The sequence below is a fragment of the Erwinia sp. CGal63 genome (genome assembly GCF_037026505.1).
In the GTDB taxonomy this organism is placed as follows: Bacteria; Pseudomonadota; Gammaproteobacteria; order Enterobacterales; family Enterobacteriaceae; genus Erwinia.
The window spans coordinates 185,051-201,744 of record NZ_JAKUMN010000004.1; the positions used below are offsets into that span (position 1 = coordinate 185,051).

At 57.0% G+C, this 16,694-nt stretch carries 20 protein-coding genes and 1 pseudogene; 8 read left to right on the forward strand and 13 right to left on the reverse strand.

Going from position 1 to position 16,694, the window contains the following annotated elements:
• Nucleotides 1-10 precede the first annotated feature (10 nt).
• The 3 genes from MKZ79_RS14275 to MKZ79_RS14285 are packed head-to-tail and all read left to right on the forward strand — an operon-like array spanning nucleotide 11 to nucleotide 2,030.
• On the forward strand, nucleotides 11-1,246 hold the full coding sequence (locus MKZ79_RS14275) for a PP2C family protein-serine/threonine phosphatase (protein WP_336143374.1): 1,236 nt from the start codon (nucleotides 11-13) through the stop codon (nucleotides 1,244-1,246).
• Nucleotides 1,236-1,580, forward strand: a complete 345-nt coding sequence (locus tag MKZ79_RS14280) for an STAS domain-containing protein (protein ID WP_336143054.1) — start codon at nucleotides 1,236-1,238, stop codon at nucleotides 1,578-1,580. Before MKZ79_RS14275 ends, MKZ79_RS14280 begins: the two co-directional genes overlap by 11 nt.
• Before the next feature lie 3 nt (nucleotides 1,581-1,583).
• Complete coding sequence (locus MKZ79_RS14285) at nucleotides 1,584-2,030, forward strand: ATP-binding protein (protein WP_336143055.1); 447 nt, start codon at nucleotides 1,584-1,586, stop codon at nucleotides 2,028-2,030.
• On the opposite strand, the gene MKZ79_RS14290 is transcribed toward MKZ79_RS14285, so the two are convergent.
• Together MKZ79_RS14290 and MKZ79_RS14295 are read right to left on the reverse strand one after the other, a co-directional pair.
• Complete coding sequence (locus MKZ79_RS14290; protein ID WP_442897160.1) at nucleotides 2,027-3,190, reverse strand: esterase; 1,164 nt, start codon at nucleotides 3,188-3,190, stop codon at nucleotides 2,027-2,029. The genes MKZ79_RS14285 and MKZ79_RS14290 overlap by 4 nt on opposite strands.
• 95 nt (nucleotides 3,191-3,285) lie before the next feature.
• Entirely contained in the window at nucleotides 3,286-4,569 is a 1,284-nt protein-coding gene (locus MKZ79_RS14295; RefSeq protein WP_336143060.1) for a cystathionine gamma-synthase family protein, read from the reverse strand.
• 242 nt (nucleotides 4,570-4,811) lie between these two features.
• Here MKZ79_RS14295 and MKZ79_RS14300 point away from each other — a divergent pair.
• The 3 genes and pseudogenes from MKZ79_RS14300 to hpt all read left to right on the forward strand — a co-directional run.
• Nucleotides 4,812-4,946: pseudogene (locus MKZ79_RS14300) on the forward strand (DUF3289 family protein); the annotation flags it as partial.
• Nucleotides 4,930-5,394 (forward strand): DUF943 family protein, encoded by a 465-nt coding sequence (locus MKZ79_RS14305; protein ID WP_336143062.1) that lies wholly within the window; start codon nucleotides 4,930-4,932, stop codon nucleotides 5,392-5,394. The pseudogene MKZ79_RS14300 and the gene MKZ79_RS14305, both read left to right, overlap by 17 nt.
• Before the next feature lie 190 nt (nucleotides 5,395-5,584).
• Nucleotides 5,585-6,121: a hypoxanthine phosphoribosyltransferase gene (gene hpt / locus MKZ79_RS14310; protein WP_336143065.1), complete on the forward strand. Its 537-nt coding sequence runs from the start codon at nucleotides 5,585-5,587 to the stop codon at nucleotides 6,119-6,121.
• Nucleotides 6,122-6,181: 60 nt separating this feature from the next.
• Here hpt and can read toward each other — a convergent pair whose 3' ends face one another.
• Entirely contained in the window at nucleotides 6,182-6,847 is a 666-nt protein-coding gene (gene can, locus MKZ79_RS14315; RefSeq protein ID WP_336143067.1) for a carbonate dehydratase, read from the reverse strand.
• Nucleotides 6,848-6,953: 106 nt separating this feature from the next.
• Between can and MKZ79_RS14320 the strand changes: the two genes are divergently transcribed.
• Both MKZ79_RS14320 and MKZ79_RS14325 read left to right on the forward strand, forming a co-directional pair.
• Nucleotides 6,954-7,880: an ABC transporter ATP-binding protein gene (locus MKZ79_RS14320; protein WP_336143069.1), complete on the forward strand. Its 927-nt coding sequence runs from the start codon at nucleotides 6,954-6,956 to the stop codon at nucleotides 7,878-7,880.
• Nucleotides 7,877-8,647 carry an ABC transporter permease gene (locus MKZ79_RS14325; protein WP_336143071.1) on the forward strand — a complete coding sequence of 257 codons (771 nt, stop codon included), beginning with the start codon at nucleotides 7,877-7,879 and terminating at the stop codon, nucleotides 8,645-8,647. The genes MKZ79_RS14320 and MKZ79_RS14325 overlap by 4 nt, the downstream gene beginning before the upstream one ends.
• Before the next feature lie 69 nt (nucleotides 8,648-8,716).
• On the opposite strand, the gene MKZ79_RS14330 is transcribed toward MKZ79_RS14325, so the two are convergent.
• From MKZ79_RS14330 to thpR, 10 genes are all read right to left on the reverse strand, one after another.
• Complete coding sequence (locus MKZ79_RS14330) at nucleotides 8,717-9,547, reverse strand: substrate-binding domain-containing protein (RefSeq protein ID WP_336143075.1); 831 nt, start codon at nucleotides 9,545-9,547, stop codon at nucleotides 8,717-8,719.
• 172 nt (nucleotides 9,548-9,719) lie between these two features.
• Entirely contained in the window at nucleotides 9,720-10,100 is a 381-nt protein-coding gene (panD, locus tag MKZ79_RS14335; RefSeq protein ID WP_336143375.1) for an aspartate 1-decarboxylase, read from the reverse strand.
• 29 nt (nucleotides 10,101-10,129) lie between these two features.
• Nucleotides 10,130-10,984: a pantoate--beta-alanine ligase gene (gene panC / locus MKZ79_RS14340; RefSeq protein WP_336143077.1), complete on the reverse strand. Its 855-nt coding sequence runs from the start codon at nucleotides 10,982-10,984 to the stop codon at nucleotides 10,130-10,132.
• Between the two features lie 14 nt (nucleotides 10,985-10,998).
• Nucleotides 10,999-11,793 (reverse strand): 3-methyl-2-oxobutanoate hydroxymethyltransferase, encoded by a 795-nt coding sequence (gene panB / locus MKZ79_RS14345; protein WP_336143079.1) that lies wholly within the window; start codon nucleotides 11,791-11,793, stop codon nucleotides 10,999-11,001.
• A 58-nt stretch (nucleotides 11,794-11,851) separates the two neighbouring features.
• Nucleotides 11,852-12,328, reverse strand: coding sequence for a 2-amino-4-hydroxy-6-hydroxymethyldihydropteridine diphosphokinase (gene folK / locus MKZ79_RS14350; protein WP_336143081.1), 477 nt, complete (start codon nucleotides 12,326-12,328; stop codon nucleotides 11,852-11,854).
• On the reverse strand, nucleotides 12,325-13,743 hold the full coding sequence (gene pcnB / locus MKZ79_RS14355) for a polynucleotide adenylyltransferase PcnB (RefSeq protein ID WP_336143377.1): 1,419 nt from the start codon (nucleotides 13,741-13,743) through the stop codon (nucleotides 12,325-12,327). The genes folK and pcnB overlap by 4 nt, the downstream gene beginning before the upstream one ends.
• Before the next feature lie 138 nt (nucleotides 13,744-13,881).
• Nucleotides 13,882-14,808 carry a tRNA glutamyl-Q(34) synthetase GluQRS gene (gene gluQRS, locus MKZ79_RS14360; RefSeq protein ID WP_336143083.1) on the reverse strand — a complete coding sequence of 309 codons (927 nt, stop codon included), beginning with the start codon at nucleotides 14,806-14,808 and terminating at the stop codon, nucleotides 13,882-13,884.
• Nucleotides 14,808-15,263 carry an RNA polymerase-binding protein DksA gene (dksA, locus tag MKZ79_RS14365; RefSeq protein ID WP_246758256.1) on the reverse strand — a complete coding sequence of 152 codons (456 nt, stop codon included), beginning with the start codon at nucleotides 15,261-15,263 and terminating at the stop codon, nucleotides 14,808-14,810. Before dksA ends, gluQRS begins: the two co-directional genes overlap by 1 nt.
• 179 nt (nucleotides 15,264-15,442) lie before the next feature.
• Nucleotides 15,443-16,147, reverse strand: coding sequence for a DNA/RNA nuclease SfsA (gene sfsA, locus MKZ79_RS14370; protein ID WP_336143086.1), 705 nt, complete (start codon nucleotides 16,145-16,147; stop codon nucleotides 15,443-15,445).
• Nucleotides 16,144-16,683, reverse strand: a complete 540-nt coding sequence (thpR, locus tag MKZ79_RS14375; protein ID WP_336143088.1) for an RNA 2',3'-cyclic phosphodiesterase — start codon at nucleotides 16,681-16,683, stop codon at nucleotides 16,144-16,146. The genes sfsA and thpR overlap by 4 nt, the downstream gene beginning before the upstream one ends.
• Nucleotides 16,684-16,694: the final 11 nt, after the last annotated feature.

The following is a 16,694-nucleotide window of genomic DNA, read 5'->3' on the forward strand; positions in this document are numbered from 1 at the left end:
TATGCTGACGCTGCAGTCTCAACCTGTTCTGGTCGTCGACGATGCCACCACCTATCGGAAGCTGCTGGCCGGACTGCTGAAAAAATGGGGCTATGAGGTTTTTGAAGCCGAAAACGGCGAGCAGGCGCTGGCGGTGCTGTCGGCTCACCCGATTAATCTGCTGATCAGCGACTGGGAAATGCCGGTAATGGATGGCCTGACGCTCTGTCGGCAGGTTCGTCAGCAGGTGCAGGATCGCTACGTTTATCTGATTGTTTTAACCGCACGTGAGAGCGTCGAAGATCTGCAGGCGGGCTTTGCCGCCGGCGCGGATGATTTTTTGCGTAAGCCCGTTAACCAAATTGAACTGCAGGCGCGGCTTCATGCCGGCGAGCGCGTCCTGCAGCTGGAAAGCACGCTGGCGGCGCGCAATCGACATTTAAGCCAGGCGCTCAGGCAGATCGAGCAGGATTTACAGGCGGCCGCCAGCCTGCAGCTCAGCATTTTGCCGCCGCACGATCTTCAGCACGGCCCCTATTATGCCGACTGGTTATTTATTCCTTCAGCGTGGGTATCGGGCGATATCTTTAACCTGTTTCCGCTCGATCATCAGGCGGTTGGCTTTTACTGCGTGGATGTCGCCGGACACGGCGTTACCGCGGCGATGATGTCGGTCGCCGTCGCCAGGCAGTTTTTGCATGGCCGCACGGTGGATCGCTTTCTGTTCAGCGGCGACAGCGTGACGCCGCCCGCTCAGGTGGTCAAAATTCTCAACGAGCGTTTTTGCGCTCAAAGTCAGGACATCCTTAGCTATTTCACCATGATTTATGGCGTGATCGATTTGCAGAGCGGCGAGGGCAGGCTTTGCCAGGCCGGTCATCCCACGCCTTTTATTGTCGGTCGCGCAGGAGAAATACGTCAGGTCGGCGACGGCGGCCCGCCGGTCGGCCTGCTTGACGAACTTAGCTGGGAAGAGAGCCATTTTCAGCTGGCGCCCGGCGAGCGGCTCTGTCTCTACAGCGACGGCATCAGCGAATGCGAGAACCCCGAGCATGAGATGTTCGGCAGCCAGCGGCTGGAAGCCCTGCTGGCAACGCTTGCCGCTGCGCCGTTGGGCGAGCTGCTGAGCCAGGTAGAGCATAGTCTTAATCTCTGGCGCGATACGGCGCCGGCAGAGAATGCGCCTGCGGCGGACGATATTTCGCTGCTGGTGATTGAGCGGCAGTCATCTTACTCATTTGAAAGAGAGGAAACCGATGAAAATTGAAACGGAAAAAGAGCAGGGCGTCACGCTGTTGACGCCGGTGACGCGACGGCTTGACGCCTCTGTCGCGCTGCGCTTTAAAGAAGAGGTGCTGTCGGTAATCCAGCAGGGAGAAGCGCGGCTGATTCTGGACTTTTCTCGCGTCGACTTTATCGACAGCAGCTGTCTGGGGGCGCTGATTTCCCTGCTGAAGGCGACCAGCGGCAAAGGCACGCTGGCGCTCTGCGCGCTGAACGGCAATATTAAAAATATGTTTACGCTGACCCGCATGGATCGCGTCTTTACTATCTATCCGGAGCGACGCGACGCGCTGGCCGCGCTGGGCGCAGGAGAATAGACAATGACGCTACAGGTGCCCGACGAAGAGTGGCAGCTTCCGGCCACGCTGAACAGCCTGACCACGCTTGGGACGCTGCTGCGCCGCTACCTTGACGGTTTCCCTGTCGACGAGAGCTGGACTTATCTTCTCGATCTGGCGCTTTGCGAAGCCGCCAGCAATATCATTCGCCACGGCTATCCGGACGATAAAGCGGCGGGCTATCGCGTCCTGTTCAGCCACGACGCCCGCGCCATAACCGTAATGCTGATCGATCGCGGTCTGGCTATTCCAGCGGCGCTGTTTACTTCTGCGCCAGCGGAAGAAGAGGAGCAGGCAACGCTGCCCGATACTGACGACCTGAGCGAAGGCGGCAGAGGCATAGCGCTGATTTTCGCCTGTGTGGATAACGTCAGTTATCGGTCGGAAAGCGGCGAGAATCAGCTGACGCTAACTAAGAAGCTGCCTTAAGGGCGAAACAGTTTTTGCACAAACTCAATGTAAGCGGGACGCCAGAGCGCCATTTCGTGACCTACGCCGGGCACGCTATGCCAGTCCGTCACGACGCCGCTGCGATCGAGCTGAGCCTTCAGGCCGGTCATATCACGCCCGGTTACCTTATCTTCTTCGCCCGTTACCAGGGTAAATAGCCTGAGCTGGCGATTAATCGCCGTTGGTTTTTTAAGCTGTGCGGCAACGCGGAAGTCGGGCACGCTTTCCGTGGTCACGCCGCTGAAAACGCCCAGCCACGCAAACTGGTTCAGATGGCGCATACCGCCGATCAGCGCCTGATAGCCGCCTTGCGATAAGCCCGCCAGCGCCTGGCCTTCCGCTTCCTTACGCACGTGATAGCGCTCTGCGATCAGCGGAATAATTTCCTGCATCAGTTCTTTATCCGCGGCCAGGGCGTTGCGCGGATAAAAGGTTTCCCGGCGGCTGGCGGGCGCGAAGCTTTCCGGTATGGCGTCAGCGATATCGGTTTCCGTATCGGGCATCACCACCAGCATGGGCACAATCTTCTTTTCCGCCAGCAGGTTATCCATGATCTGCGGAATACAGCCCTGAACCAGCGCAGAAAGGGCGCTATCGCCAAAACCATGATAGAAATAGAGCACAGGTAAAGGCTCGTCGCTTTTTTCCGCGCCCGGCGGAACCCAGACAGAGAGCTGGCGCTCGCGGTTTAACACGGAGGAGTGCCAGCTCAGGGTATGGATTTCGCCATGCGGCACGCTACGCACGTCCAACAGGCTGCCGGGCACCAGGATCAGGCTGGTATTAGCCTGACGCTGCGGCTTGACCTGGCCGCTGCCGGTATCGATGCTTCTGAAGCCGTCGACGTTAAAGAAATATTCATATAAGTCAGGTTTCATCGCCTCGCTGGTGAACGACCAGATCCCGCCTTCATCTTTGGTCATGGCGTGCGAGACATAGCTATCGGGCGTGGCGCCAGTCACCACGTCCACCGCTTTTGCCGCAGGCGCCCAAAGCCGCCAGGTGATGGTGTTGTCGTCGTTCACATGGGAGATATAGTTGTCCGGCGGCAGCGTTTCCGACGGCCTGGCGGGTAAGGGGATAGCCAGCAGCGAACCGCTCCAGAGCGCGGCGGCAAAGCAAAGAACGCGGCAACGAATATTCATCAGAATTCCTTTACTAAAAGCGTCGTCTCTCCATTGTGGCATATTCGTGGAAAAGCGCAGCCTGTGGCGGCTAAAGGCAGATCGGCGCGTTAAACCTGCGCCAGCGCCAGACGCAAATCCTCAATCAGATCGTCTTTGTTTTCGATACCTATCGACACGCGCACGGTAGCTTCATGAATGCCGATGCGCGTGCGAACGTCCGCAGGTACGCCGGAGTGTGTGGTACTGGCAGGATGGCTGGCGAGCGATTCGGTGCCGCCGAGGCTGACCGCCAGCTTGAAAAGCTGCAGAGCGTTCAGCAGCTTAAAGGCCGCAGCCTGGCCGCCGACCACATCGAAAGAGAAAGTGGAACCGGCGCCGGTGCACTGTCTTTGATAAACCTGTTCCGCAGGCGAACCGCTTTCCAGAAAAGGCAGATAGTGCAGCTTTTCGATTTTATCGTGGAAACGCAGGAATTCCGCGACCGCTGCGGCGTTGTCGTTGGCGCGCTCCATGCGCAGCGACAGCGTTTCCAGCGAGCGGCCAATCATCCAGCAGGAATGGGGATCGAGCTGGGTGCCGATAGCGCTGCGCAGCGCTTTGATCTGTTTGATCAGCGCCTTGCTGCCCATAGCTGCGCCCGCGATCAGATCAGAATGGCCGCCGACATATTTGGTCAGCGAATAGAGCGAGAGATCCGCGCCGTGTTCAATCGGGCGCTGAAACACCGGCCCCAGCAGCGTATTGTCGCAGGCGATAATGGGCCGATGCTGCTGCTGCCGTTCGATCTCTTCCGCCACTCGCTTAATCAGCGCGATATCCACCAGGCTGTTGGTGGGGTTGGCGGGCGACTCAATCAGAATAACCGAAACGCGGCCTTTGCTTATCGCCTCAGCCGCTGCGGCGCGAACGGAGGCTTCATCCACGCCATCGGCGAACCCCACCGAAGCCACGCCCAGCCGATGAAAGGTTTTGGTCAGCAGCGTTTCTGTGCCGCCATAAAGCGGCTGTGAATGCAGGATAACGTCGCCTGGCTCGACAAAAGCCAGCAGCGCGGTAGAGATGGCCGACATGCCGGAAGAGAACAGCGCCGCGCTTTCGCTGCGCTCATAAATCGCCAGGCGATCCTCGACAATTTCGCTGTTGGGATGATTGAAGCGGGAATAGACCAGACCGTTGCCTTCGCCTTCCGGCGGTTCGCGACGACCGGAAACGTAATCAAAAAAGTCGCGGCCTTCTTCGGCGCTGTTAAAAATAAAGGTGGAGGTCAAAAACACCGGCGGCTTAACTGCGCCTTCCGACAGCGCCGGATCGTAGCCGTAGTTGAGCATCTGCGTTTCAGGCTGCAGCTCGCGGTCGCCGAGATGCGTTTTCTTTGCATGTTGCGTAGCCATATAAACTCCTGCCTGCGGCGCAGGCGCTGACGAATGATTTTGAGGTAAGCTAGCACGGCGATCGGACGGCAATTAAATAAATTAAAATTCTAAGGTTAAAACCGAAAGCGCGATGAAATCTGGTGGAAAAGGATTTTGGAAGGCTGTATGTCTGTATGGCCAGAGCGTGCTGATTTTAAGCAGCAAGTAGAGTATGTTTTTCCCTGTTACTATTAATCACATTCGTAGTGTTTTTTTGGGGCCAGTTTAAACCTTTCCATTTTTTTCGTATCTGGTTTGTACTACAGCGCTACAATAATTTCGGGTTTAAACCCTTTATAACAAATATGGAAACCACAGTGGAAATTAACGGAAAACGTCATGAACGTAAAAACTAAAAAAAAGCTTAGTGCGCTGGTGTTACTTTTTTGTTTATCGATTAGCTATTTAATCTGGTTTTCGATACGTTCAGTAGAGGTTATCGCTGTGCATAAAGATGGAAACTATACCTCTGTTTTAGTAAAATATTTTCCTGTCACAGATAAAGGGAAAATATACTGGTGGCTGGCGAATCGGGATAAACTGCAAATTCGGTATGGCATCCCAAAACCGGCAGCCTATGGCGGATTCAATATTACTTTTTGGGACTTTGGCGATGGCTATAAAAAAGAAGGAAAATATGACAGGCTTTGTTTCGACGATATGCAGACGAAAATTAGCTGCATTGATAAGAAGCCTCTTTTTACAGTAAGACGTTTTAATAATGAAAGGGAGTTGTTTATTACCTATGAAGGTCGATACAGCCTGGGCAATGACGGCAGCATAATACAAGTCGACCGTGATTAGCTGGCATAGAAATTTTCGCGCGGCTGGCCATTTAAGGTTAAAACCGAAAGCGCGATGAGATCTGGTGAAAAAGGAGTTTGGAAGGCTGTATGTCTGTATGGCCATCAATAACGCCTGGGGCAAAAGCCAGTGAAAAGTGTGATAAACTTCGCGGCTTCTCTCTAAGCCACCGACGATATCGACACAACCTATGAAACACACTGTAGAAGTCATGATCTCCGAGCAGGAGATTGCCAAACGCATCGCTGAGCTGGGCCGGCAGATCACGGAAGACTATCGCGACAGCGGCAGCGAAATGGTGCTGGTCGGCCTGCTGCGCGGCTCCTTTATGTTTATGGCGGATCTCTGCCGTAAGATCGAGGTGTCGCACGAGGTCGATTTTATGACGGCTTCCAGCTACGGCAGCGGCATGTCCACCACGCGCGATGTGAAAATTCTGAAGGATCTGGACGAAGATATCCGCGGCAAGGATGTGCTGATCGTGGAGGATATTATCGATTCCGGCAACACGCTGAGCAAAGTGCGCGAAATCCTGCGCCTGCGCGAGCCGAAGTCGCTGGCGATTTGTACGCTGCTGGACAAGCCTGAACGCCGCGAGGTAGAGGTACCGGTCGAATACGTGGGCTTTACCATTCCCGATAAGTTCGTGGTGGGTTACGGTATTGATTACGCCCAGCGCTATCGCCATCTGCCCTACGTTGGCCATGTGGTGATGCTGGAAGAGTAGCTTACCGCACAATCGACTAAGGCCGGATTTTCCGGCCTGTTATAAAATGCCGCCCGGCAATCAGCTTTGGTTTTGCAGGCCTTTCAGGGCGTTAGCGATACCGGCGTGATGACGCTGTTCAAGCACATCCATGCTGGAAGCGCCAACTTCCAAATCGTGCAGATGGCCATCCTGAATACCGTAAACCCAGCCGTGAATTTTAACATTCTGACCGCGCTTCCATGCCGACTGCATGATGGTCGAGTGGCCCAGGTTATAAACCTGCTCGATCACGTTGATTTCGCAAAGTTTGTTAAAACGCTCTTCCGGCGTCGGCAGCTGTTTCAATGACGAACTATGCTTGTACCACAGGTCGCGGATATGCAGCAGCCAGTTGTTGATCAGGCCCAGTTCCGGGTTTTCAACCGCGGCCTGCACGCCGCCGCAGCCGTAGTGGCCGCAGATAATGATGTGTTCCACCTGCAGCACTTCCACAGCGTACTGCACAACGGAAAGGCAGTTCAGGTCAGTGTGGATAACCAGGTTAGCCACGTTGCGATGAACGAACAGTTCGCCCGGCTCCAGGCCGGTCAGACGTTCGGCTGGTACACGGCTGTCGGAACAGCCAATCCAGAGAAAACGCGGCTTCTGCGCCAGCGACAGGCGTTCAAAAAAAGCCGGGTTTTCTTCTTTCAGCAGGCGAGACCACTCGCGATTGTTACTGATGAGAGTATCAATATCTTTCATTTTTATAGCGCCATAACTTGATATGCGTGGCAGTAATATAGGCCATCAAACTGTGATTTAAAACGCTAAACAAGAAAACCATACAAAACAGGGCAATCTTTTACTTATGACTTATGCACTGGAACTCGAAAAACTGACCAAAACCTATACAGGTGGCGTTCAGGCGTTGAAAGGAATCGACCTTAACGTGGAAGCGGGCGATTTCTATGCGCTGCTCGGCCCTAACGGCGCGGGCAAATCCACCACCATCGGCATTATCAGTTCGCTGGTAAACAAAACCGCCGGCAAGGTGCGGGTGTTTGGCTATGACCTGCAGCAGGATGTGGTCAACGCCAAGCGCCAGCTCGGCCTGGTGCCGCAGGAGTTCAACTTTAACCAGTTTGAAACCGTGCAGCAGATCGTGGTCAGCCAGGCGGGCCTGTATGGCGTCGAGAAAAAAGAGGCGCTGAGCCGGGCGGAAAAATATTTAAAGCAGCTGGATCTGTGGGACAAGCGCAACGAGCGCGCGCGGATGCTTTCCGGCGGCATGAAGCGTCGCCTGATGATCGCTCGCGCGCTGATGCATGAGCCGAAGCTGCTGATTCTGGATGAGCCAACCGCGGGCGTTGATATCGAACTGCGTCGCTCCATGTGGAGCTTCCTGCAGGATCTTAACGCTAAAGGCACCACTATCATCCTGACCACGCACTATCTGGAAGAGGCGGAGATGCTCTGCCGCAATATCGGCATTATTCAGCACGGTCGCCTGGTGGAAAACACCACCATGAAAGGGCTGCTGGCCAAGCTGAAATCGGAAACCTTTATTTTTGACCTGGCGGCGAAAAGCCCGCTGCCGGCGCTGGAAGGGTTCCAGTACCGGCTGGTGGATACCTCGACGCTGGAGGTGGAAGTCATGCGCGAGCAGGGACTGAACAGCGTGTTCAGCCAGCTCAGCCAACAGGGCGTGAAGGTATTAAGTATGCGCAACAAGGCCAACCGTCTTGAGGAGCTGTTTGTCGACCTGGTCAACGGGCGCAAAGGAGAAAAAGCATGACACATCTTTACTGGGTCGCCCTGAAAAGCATTTGGGGAAAAGAGATCAACCGCTTTGCCCGCATCTGGATCCAGACGCTGGTGCCGCCGGTGATCACCATGACGCTCTATTTCATTATTTTCGGCAACCTGATCGGCTCGCGCATCGGCGATATGCACGGTTTCAGCTATATGCAGTTTATCGTGCCGGGCCTGATTATGATGGCGGTGATCACCAACGCCTACGCCAACGTGGCTTCATCCTTTTTTAGCTCCAAGTTCCAGCGCAATATTGAAGAGCTGCTGGTCGCGCCTGTCCCTACGCACGTTATTATTGCGGGCTATGTGGGGGGCGGCGTGGCGCGCGGCGTCTGCGTAGGGATTCTGGTGACGGCGGTTTCACTCTTCTTTGTGCCTTTCCACGTGCACTCCTGGCTGATGGTGGCGGTCACGCTGCTGCTGACGGCGATCCTCTTCTCGCTGGCGGGCCTGCTGAACGCGGTGTTCGCTAAAACCTTTGACGATATCAGCCTGATCCCGACCTTTGTGCTGACGCCGCTGACCTACCTGGGCGGCGTGTTCTACTCGCTGACGCTGCTGCCGCCGTTCTGGCAGATGGTGTCGAAGCTGAACCCTATTGTCTATATGATCAGCGGCTTCCGCTTTGGCTTTTTAGGCATTTCCGACGTGCCGCTGGTGTTTACCTTAGGCGTGCTGCTGGCCTTTATCGTGGTGTTCTACATTCTGGTCTGGACGCTGATCCAGCGCGGAAGAGGATTGCGCACCTGATTGTTGTCCGTTCCGCTAAACCCGGCCTCGCGCCGGGTTTTTTGCGTATGGCGGCAGCCGTAAGACTTTTTAGTGACGGTTCGCGCAGCCGCACTGCGACATTTCACCCGGTTTCGTTTTGCCCAGATGGGAATGCCTGCAGCGCAGTTCGCCCTGGCGCCACGCGCCGTTGATATCGGTGCGCTCTTCCAGCAGGCGATTGAGCGCCTCTTCAACCTGCAGGCCGCAGGGCTGCGACCAGCTGGTAAGATGCCAGGTTGTGGCGCGCGCCTCATCCATATCGCCGAATCCCACTACGCCGATATGCGCGCCCTGACCGAAATCGCGGATCGCCTGCATTGCGCCAAAGGCCAGCAGATCGTTCTCGCAAAACAGCGCGTTGATGCGCTCCGACGAGCGGGCCTGCTTCAGATAGGTCATCGTTGCCTGCCACGCCAGTTCGCGATCGCTCTCGCCTGCGGTCAGCAGCACCTCCAGCCTGATATTTTCCGCCGCCAGTGCGGCAGCATAGCCGGCCAGCCGCTGTGAGCGTAAATCGCTGGCGCTCAGGTAGCCGAAACGTTGGTAATGCTGGCTAAGCAGCAGCCGACCTGTCTCCACGCCAGCGGTATAGTCGTCAACGCTAATCGCTTCCGCATGGGTGCTGCACAGATGCACGGCCGGCACAGTGGCTGGCAGCGCGTCAGCGGGCATATCACCCAGAAAAATCGCGCCGCTAACCTGTAACCGATCGGCCAGCTGCGCCAGCGAATCGCTGTGGTTCAGTAGCAGGGGAACGTGGCCGCGTTGGGCCAGCTGGCGGGTGATTTCATTCAGCATTCTGCCATACAGCGGATGAGCAAAATCCTGGCTGATAATGGCAACCAGCTTTTCTGGCGCGTTGTTTCCACTCTTATTCATCACAGATTGACCGCTATTGATAACGAAGAATTAACAAAATAGAGTAATTCGCCGCGGCGTAACAGCGCGCGAAGGCAATTGTGTGGCGTGGTTCATTTTTTCAGAAAGGCGGCGCGTCGGCAGCAGAGCGCTGGCGACGCGCCGTAAAGGGCGCTATCGGTACTGGAGAGGATTAAGCGACCTGAACGGGTACGGCCTTCGCCAGGCGCTTCATGACGTTATCGCCTTCAAAATAGGCGACTTTTGGCTGCCACTCGCGGGCTTCGGCGTCCGGCATCGTTACGTAAGAGCAAATAATCAGGATATCGCCTTCGCAGGCGCAGCGGGCGGCCGCGCCGTTAACGGAGATAATTTTTGATCCGCGTTCGGCGGCGATAGCGTAGGTGGAGAAACGCTGGCCGTTGGTGACGTTATAGATATCGATAGCTTCATATTGCAGAATGCCGGCAGCGTCCAGAAAATCCTGGTCGATGGCGCAGGAGCCTTCGTAGTTGAGATCCGCCTGCGTTACTTTGACCCGGTGGAGTTTGCCCTGCAGCATGGTACGGTTCATCATTAACCTCTGGTGAAAATAAAAAGGCGTCAGGCGGTCAAATCGACCTGCTTATTATCGATCAGGCGCGCTTTGCCCAGCCAGGCGGCCATAAGAATAACCGCGGTTTTGCTCTCTGTGGTCAGCGGCAGCAGCGTTTCGGCATCAACGATAGCCAGCCCGTCGGCACGCAGCCCGTGGATCGCCAGCGCGGCTTCCGCGTCGGCGATAATCTCCTCTACGTGACGCTCTCCGTCAGACAATCTTTCCGCGACGCTGTTCATCACGCGGCTCAGCGCCGGCGCGATTTTTCTTTCGTCGGCGGAGAGATAGCCGTTGCGCGAGCTGAGCGCCAGGCCATCTTTGGCGCGTACCGTCGGCACGCCGACGATTTCAATGTCGTAGCCCATATCCGCCACCATTTTGCGGATCAGCGCCAGCTGCTGAAAATCTTTCTCGCCGAAGCAGGCCAGATCGGGCTGCACCAGGTTAAACAGCTTGCTGACGATGGTCGACACGCCGCGAAAATGGCCGGGACGGCTGGCGCCTTCCAGCAGCGAAGAGAGTCCCGGTACTTCGACGAAGGTTTGCTCGCCCAGCCCTTTGGGATAGACATCGGCGGGCGCGGGCGCAAAAACCAGATCCACCTTGCGGCGGTTCAGCTTTTCACAATCTTCCTGCAGCGTGCGCGGATAGCGCTCCAGATCGTCAGCGCGCTCGAACTGCATTGGGTTGACGAAAATGGTGGTCACCACAATGTCGGCGCGCTCGCGGGCTTCATCCACCAGCGTCATATGGCCATCATGCAGATTGCCCATTGTCGGCACCAGCGCGATACGTTTGCCTTCCTGCCGCCAGCGGCGGATCTCACGCCGCAGCATGGGTATTGTTTCAATAATCAGCACTTGCCGCTCCCGTCTCAGTAAAAACTGTGTTCTTCAGCAGGATAGGTTCCCGCTTCGACTTCCGCTACATACTGGCGAACGGCAGCGCGCATATCGCCAGCCTCCAGCAGGAAATTTTTGGCGAATTTAGGAATATGTCCGCCGGTAATGCCGAAGGCGTCATGCATCACCAGGATCTGACCGTCGGTGACATTGCCCGCGCCGATGCCGATTACCGGAATGGTCAGCGCTTCGGTCACGCGCCGCGCCAGCTCGACCGGCACGCACTCCAGCACCACCATCTGCGCGCCAGCCGCTTCCAGCGCCAGCGCGTCGGCCAGCAGCGTCTCCGCCGCCTCGCTCTCGCGGCCCTGAACCTTATAGCCGCCAAAGATATTCACCGACTGCGGCGTCAGGCCCAGATGGCCGCAGACCGGCACGGCGCGCTCGGTAAGCTGGCGTACGGTGTCGCACAGCCAGGCGCCGCCTTCAATTTTGACCATATTGGCGCCGGCGCGCATCAGCTCCGCCGAGCTGGCGCAGGCCTGTTCCGGCGTGGCGAAAGTCATAAAAGGCAGATCGGCCATCAGTAGCGCGGCAGGCGCGCCACGGCGCACCAGGCGAGTATGATAGGCGATATCCGCCAGCGTAACCGGCAGCGTGGAGTCGTGCCCCTGAACGACCATGCCAAGCGAATCGCCGACCAGCATCACCTGAATGCCTTCATCGGCAAACAGACGGGCGAAGCTGAAGTCATAAGCGGTAATGGAGGCGAACTTGCGCCCGCTCTTTTTCCACTGGCGAAGGGTGGAGACCGTTGTCGGTTTCATCACAACCTCTGAGAAAGTCTTCTGGTGGGCGTATCTTAATGGAAGGGCGGTAGCCTGGCTACCAGCACTTGATGGCGCGGGTATCCAGCGCGGCGACAAGGTTTTTCAGCGGCGTGCCGTCTGGCATCGTCAGCGTCGGCGCGATAGCCAACAGCGGCACCAGCATAAAAGCACGGTTGTGCATATCGTAGTGCGGAACGGTCAGGCGCGGCGTGTTCAGCGTCAGATCGCCAAACAGCATAATGTCCAGATCCAGCGTGCGCGGCCCCCAACGCTCATCCTTACGCACGCGACCCTGCTCCAGCTCGATGCGCTGGGTCTGGTCGAGTAGCGCTTCCGGCGCCAGATCGGTTTCCAGCAGCACGGCGGCGTTAAGGTAGTCAGGCTGATCCGGCGGCCCGTAAGGCGGCGTGCGGTAGAACGGAGAGGTGGCGAGCAGGGTGGTTTGCGGCAGCGTGGCCAACGCATCAAGCGCGGACTGCACCTGATGCAAAGGGTTGGCCAGATTGCTGCCTAAGGCAAGGTATGCCTTCATACGTTGCTGCTGCTGCCGTCGCGACGTGGGCCAGGCACGCGTTTGCGTGGACGGCGGGTACGGCGGCGCGGCACAGGATCGTCGCCCAGCGTGTTGAGCATGGTTTTCTGCTGCGGCGGCGCGGCGACCTGGAACTCGCTCCACCAGGCTGAAAGGCGCAGCAGTTCCTGGTTGTTCTCGACTTCGGCGCGCAGCGCCAGCAGATCGTAAGCGGCGCGGAACTTAGGATGCTCCATCAGTTTCCAGGCGCGCTTGCCGTGACGACGGGAAAGGCGCAGCTGTAGCTGCCAGATATCGCGCACCAGCGTGGTGATGCGTTTCGGGATCGCTAGCGAACGGCACGCCTCGTCCAGCACGTCGTTCATCGCCAGCGCGAAGGCGTCGTAATAGGCCAGGCCGCTCTCCTGCGCGATTTTCTGCGCCGCTTCCAGCTGCGGATACCAGAAGATGGCGGAGAACAGGAACGCCGGATTCACGCGCATATCGTTATGAATGCGGTTATCGGTGTTTTTCAGCACCTGGACGATCATCCGTTCCATATTGCTGTCGCCTTTGTCCGTAAAGTAACGGGTAATCAGCGGGAACAGCGGCTGGAAAAGCTGGTATTCGCGCAGCTGCAGATAGGTGGCGTAGCCGTAGCCGGCCTGCAGCAGCTTTAAGGTTTCTTCAAACAGGCGAGCTGGCGGAATATCGTGCAGCAGCGTCGCCAGGCGTGGAATAGGCTCGGCCGTTTCCGCGGCGATGCTCATATCCAGTTTGGCGGCAAAGCGGATCACGCGCAGCATACGCACCGGATCTTCGCGGTAGCGCGTTTCCGGATCGCCAATCAGGCGGATAATGCCCTGTTGCAGATCGTTCAGGCCGCCAACATAGTCGCGCACGGTAAAGTCCGCCACGCTGTAATAGAGGCTGTTGATGGTTAAATCGCGGCGCTGGGCGTCATCTTCAATAGAGCCGAAGATATTGTCGCGCAGCAGCATACCGTTCTGGCCGCGCTGCGAGCTGTTGCGATCGGACTGCGGCTGTTCCGCTTCATGGTGGCCGCGAAAGGTCGCGACCTCGATGATTTCCGGGCCGAACATCACGTGCGCCAGACGGAAACGGCGACCGACCAGACGGCAATTGCGGAACAGTTTGCGCATCTGCTCCGGCGTGGCGTTGGTGGTCACGTCGAAATCCTTGGGTTTTTTGCCCAGCAGCAAATCGCGGACGCCGCCACCGACAAGGTAAGCCTCATAGCCGGCTTTATTCAGTCGGTACAGTACCTTGAGGGCATTTTCACTGATGTCTTTACGCGAGATAGCATGACGATCGCGCGGGATCACGGTCATCTGAGGCGCTTCCACCACCTCGACGGGCGCCTCGCCTTCACGGCTCAAAACTTTTCGGCAAAAATTAGCAACTCGGGTAAAAATGGGACACCTCGATAGTGACGTTAAAGCTGGGCGATAAAAAACAGCGGCTAATCATAGCTCAGTGCGGCGCGTTTGAGAATGCTCATCTCAGATCCGGGCCTTTTTCACGCCAGAGCCGCCGCGCCTGTTCACCTCAGATTAACTATTTTGCAACAGTATGTTCTGACGCGGCACGCGCGCCAAATCCCAGGCGGCGACGGCTTTTGCCAGTAAAGCGGGCAGCGTTTCATCCCGCCATTCGTCGTCGACCGGCTGGCCTAAAAAACGCAGCGCCTGAACCAGCACGGGACGCGGATCGCCTTCCGGTAGCGGCGGCGCATGGTTCTGTTTGGAAAGCTTGTTGCCGTCGGCATTCACCGCCAGCGGCAGATGCAGATAGCGCGGCGCCGGCCAGCCGAAGCGCTGATAAAGGGCAATCTGTCGCACGGTAGGCTCAATCAGATCGGCGCCTCTGACCACTTCCGTCACGCCCTGAAAATGGTCGTCCACCACCACCGCCAGGTTGTAGGCGAACAGGCCATCACGGCGATGAATAATAAAATCTTCCCGCGCCAGTCCGGCATCGGCGATAACCTCGCCGCGCAAAATATCAGAAAAATGCTCAACGGGCCGATCGACTCGCAGACGTAACGCCGCATGGGTCGGGTCGCGACCAAGCAACCGGCAGTAGCCGTCGTAAAGGCCGCCGATTTCCCGAATGCGGCTGCGCGTGCAGGTGCAGTAATAGCTGTAACCCTGCTGATTCAGCCAGGCCAGCGCCTCGCGATAGGCTTCGTGACGCTGCGACTGCCAGAGCACCTCGCCGTCCCAGTGCAGGCCATACTGCTCCAGCTGCTGAAGAATACGCTGCGCCGCGCCGGGCACTTCACGAGGCGGATCGATATCTTCTATGCGCACCAGCCATTTGCCCTGCTGCGCGCGAGCCTGCAGATAACTGCCAAGCGCGGCAATCAGCGAGCCGAAGTGAAGTTCACCGGAAGGAGACGGGGCGAAGCGCCCGATATAAGACACCGAGGAAGAGACAGGCAGTGAAGCGGATGCCTCACTGCGCAATCCATTAGCCATTAACCGGCCATTTGTTTTTCGCGGATTTCCGCCAGCGTTTTACAGTCGATGCAAAGATCGGCGGTAGGACGCGCTTCAAGGCGACGAATACCGATTTCAACGCCGCAGGAATCGCAGTAGCCGAAATCGTCATCTTCTACTTTCTTCAGCGTCTTCTCGATCTTTTTGATCAGTTTGCGCTCGCGGTCACGGTTACGCAGTTCAAGGCTGAACTCCTCTTCCTGCGCCGCCCGGTCAACCGGATCGGGGAAGTTGGCTGCTTCATCCTGCATATGTGTGACCGTGCGATCAACTTCGTCACGAAGCTGGTTACGCCAGGCTTCAAGGATCTTCTTGAAATGCGCCAGCTGGGCTTCATTCATGTACTCTTCGCCCGGCTTCTCCTGATAAGGTTCCACACCAGCGATGGCGAGAATACTCAGGGACGAGGTTTTACGGTTTTGCCCTTCTTGCATGTTGTTTCTCCTGGATAACACGCACTATCGATCCCCAAAGGGGATAAAAACAGGTCGCTATAAATAGCAGAAGCGATCAAGGTTGGCAATTATTCCTGAACATCCCTTGACAAGGCTGTGAGGAAAAGCGTATCTGACGCAACATAAGACCCTTCATATAACAGCTAATTGCGTCCGGATCACCGATTCACAATCAATTCCTTCTCTAATGCCAGACCTTCAGGCGAGAAGCTTGCTTTAAAGGCAAGCACCTCAACCCCGCTTGCGCGCGCCTGAGCCATGAGTTCTGCGTAGCGTGCGTCAATATGACGCGCCGGGGTAACGTCCTCAATCCCCGAATGCAGAACGGCAAATAAAAGCACCGCTCGTTCACCATTTTCCGCTATCTTCGCCAGTTCGCGCAGATGCTTCTGGCCCCGTTCGGTGACCGCATCCGGGAAGTAGCCCTTACCCTGTTGTAAGAGCGTCACGGATTTGACTTCAATATAGCAGTTGACGCGATCTTCCGCCTTCAACAGGAAATCAATTCGGCTTTTTTCGGCGCCATATTTCACCTCGCCGCGCAGATCCGTATAACCGGATAATTCCGGAATTCGTCCGGCCAGCAACGCTTCTTTCGCCAGCGTGTTGGCACGCAGCGTATTGACGCAGATCCAGTAGCCCTGCTGCGTTTGCGTCAGTTCCCAGCTGTGCGGATACTTTCTGGTCGGGCTTGCCGACGTGGAGTACCACACGGTGTCGCCTGGCGTAGCGCAGCCGGTCATCGCGCCCGTGTTGGCGCAGTGCAGCGTCAGCGCCACGCCATCCGGCGTGACCACATCGGCCAGAAAGCGTTTATAGCGTTTTATCAGCGTCGCCTGGCGCAGCGGCGGATCAAAATTCATAAAATTTCCTGTTGCAGGTCCCAGCCCGCCAGTTCCCGGTAGCGCGTGCGGCCTTTACTGAACAGCGACTCGAAAAGCGCAAAGCGCTCTACGCGAAACTGCCAGCTAAAATTGCGCGGCGGCAGCGTGACCGGCTGATGAGCATTACGGAGTAATGTTACATGCGGATGAAAGGGTAGCGGACTTTGTGCGCAACCGCTGCGCGCGGCCTGCGAGCGCAGCAGTTCGGCCAGCTGCAGCAGCCCGCGCGGCGCCTGCTTCGGGCCCAGCCAGACCACGCCCGAGCGCGGCCAGTGACCGGCGTCATCCAGCCTGAGCGTAAACGGCGGCTGTTTAATCCGCGCAGCAAGCTGGCACAGCGCACGGCTTTTCTCCTGGCTGACGTCGCCCAGAAAAGCCAGCGTCAGATGCAGGTTCGCCGCCGCTATTGGGCGTCCGCTCTCTTCCGCAAAGGTCGCGGCGCGCCATTTGATAATGCTCTGGCCCTGCTCTTCCGGCAGCGCGACGCCGAAAAAGAGTCTTTTTTGCTCGCTCATGGTGCTCTCCG

Excerpts from the sequence above, each read along its gene's own strand:
- MKZ79_RS14280 (WP_336143054.1), top strand. The coding sequence starts at position 1,236 with ATGAAAATTGAAACGGAAAAAGAGCAGGGCGTCACGCTGTTGACGCCG.
- MKZ79_RS14285 (WP_336143055.1), top strand. The coding sequence starts at position 1,584 with ATGACGCTACAGGTGCCCGACGAAGAGTGGCAGCTTCCGGCCACGCTG.
- MKZ79_RS14295 (WP_336143060.1), bottom strand. The coding sequence starts at position 4,569 with ATGGCTACGCAACATGCAAAGAAAACGCATCTCGGCGACCGCGAGCTG.
- MKZ79_RS14305 (WP_336143062.1), top strand. The coding sequence starts at position 4,930 with ATGAACGTAAAAACTAAAAAAAAGCTTAGTGCGCTGGTGTTACTTTTT.
- hpt (WP_336143065.1), top strand. The coding sequence starts at position 5,585 with ATGAAACACACTGTAGAAGTCATGATCTCCGAGCAGGAGATTGCCAAA.
- can (WP_336143067.1), bottom strand. The coding sequence starts at position 6,847 with ATGAAAGATATTGATACTCTCATCAGTAACAATCGCGAGTGGTCTCGC.
- MKZ79_RS14320 (WP_336143069.1), top strand. The coding sequence starts at position 6,954 with ATGACTTATGCACTGGAACTCGAAAAACTGACCAAAACCTATACAGGT.
- MKZ79_RS14325 (WP_336143071.1), top strand. The coding sequence starts at position 7,877 with ATGACACATCTTTACTGGGTCGCCCTGAAAAGCATTTGGGGAAAAGAG.
- MKZ79_RS14330 (WP_336143075.1), bottom strand. The coding sequence starts at position 9,547 with ATGAATAAGAGTGGAAACAACGCGCCAGAAAAGCTGGTTGCCATTATC.
- panD (WP_336143375.1), bottom strand. The coding sequence starts at position 10,100 with ATGAACCGTACCATGCTGCAGGGCAAACTCCACCGGGTCAAAGTAACG.
- panB (WP_336143079.1), bottom strand. The coding sequence starts at position 11,793 with ATGAAACCGACAACGGTCTCCACCCTTCGCCAGTGGAAAAAGAGCGGG.
- folK (WP_336143081.1), bottom strand. The coding sequence starts at position 12,328 with ATGAAGGCATACCTTGCCTTAGGCAGCAATCTGGCCAACCCTTTGCAT.
- gluQRS (WP_336143083.1), bottom strand. The coding sequence starts at position 14,808 with ATGGCTAATGGATTGCGCAGTGAGGCATCCGCTTCACTGCCTGTCTCT.
- dksA (WP_246758256.1), bottom strand. The coding sequence starts at position 15,263 with ATGCAAGAAGGGCAAAACCGTAAAACCTCGTCCCTGAGTATTCTCGCC.
- sfsA (WP_336143086.1), bottom strand. The coding sequence starts at position 16,147 with ATGAATTTTGATCCGCCGCTGCGCCAGGCGACGCTGATAAAACGCTAT.
- thpR (WP_336143088.1), bottom strand. The coding sequence starts at position 16,683 with ATGAGCGAGCAAAAAAGACTCTTTTTCGGCGTCGCGCTGCCGGAAGAG.